At 59.5% G+C, this 980-nt stretch carries 2 protein-coding genes; both read left to right on the top strand.

Annotation, left to right across the window (positions count from 1 at the left end):
* Positions 1–540: ABC transporter ATP-binding protein (locus tag ACLD7X_RS17090; protein WP_411424888.1), on the top strand; the 540-nt coding region annotated here is incomplete at its 5' end.
* An 8-nt stretch (positions 541–548) separates the two neighbouring features.
* A partial coding sequence (locus ACLD7X_RS17085; protein ID WP_411424887.1) for a branched-chain amino acid ABC transporter permease occupies positions 549–980 on the top strand: 432 nt, incomplete at its 3' end.

Below are 980 nucleotides of genomic sequence, written 5' to 3'. Positions count from 1 at the left end.
CTGAACCAGCCGAAACGCGGGACGATATCCTTCGCGGGCATGCGGATCGACAAGCGTGAGCCGTTCGAGATCGCCCGCGCCGGGCTCGGCTACGTGCCGCAGGGGCGTGAGATCTTCCAGGAGCTGACGGTGGAGGAAAATCTCCTGCTCGGAAATCTGAAAGCCGCCACTGCTGACGAAATCTATTCCATATTTCCGGCCCTTGCGGCGAAGCGGCGGACGCAGGGCGGGCGTCTGTCGGGTGGCCAGCAGCAGCAACTGGCAATTGGCCGCGCCTTGATGGGCAAGCCGAAACTGCTGTTGCTCGATGAACCCTCCGAGGGAATTCAACCGTCCGTCGTCAGCGAGCTTTCAGCCATTCTTCTGCGTATCATCCGGGAAAGCGGCATGAGTCTGGTTCTGGTCGAGCAGAACATCGAAATGGCCCTGAGCCTTGCAGATCGCGTCGACTTCTTCGACAGCGGCCGCATCGTCGCAAGTCACAAGGTGGAGACGCTGCGCGCCAGTCCCGCTCTCATCGAAGAACACATGTCGCTCTAGGGGACTCCATGGAACAGATTGCGACGGTCATCCTCGACTCCACCAATGCGATCCTCGTCCTGATGCTCGTATCGCTTGGACTCGCCATAATCTTCGGCCTGATGAACGTGATCAACATGGCGCATGGCGAGTTTCTCATGCTTGGCTGCTATGCGATGATGGAGTTGACCAGAGCCGGTTTTCCGTTCTTTGTGGCGCTCGCGCTGGCGCCGCTCGTCGTTGCGATAATTGGTCTGATCGCCGAGGAGCTCGTGATCAGGCGTACCTATCATCGGCTGATCGACACCATCCTCGCCACCTGGGGTCTGGCGCTCGTGCTGCGGCACGCAATGGTGTTGATCTATGGTCCCGGTTCATATGCCGTTTCGCCACCCGATGTCGGTTCGGTCATGCTGTTTGGCGAACCCTATCCGGTCTACCGCCTGATCGTGATGGGCGTC

Origin of the sequence: Aphanothece microscopica RSMan92 (assembly GCF_046613545.2) — a bacterium.
Lineage (GTDB): Bacteria > Cyanobacteriota > Cyanobacteriia > PCC-6307 > Cyanobiaceae > NIES-981.
The sequence above is the reverse complement of the archived record's forward strand: the minus strand, read 5'-3'. Positions and strand labels throughout refer to the sequence as shown.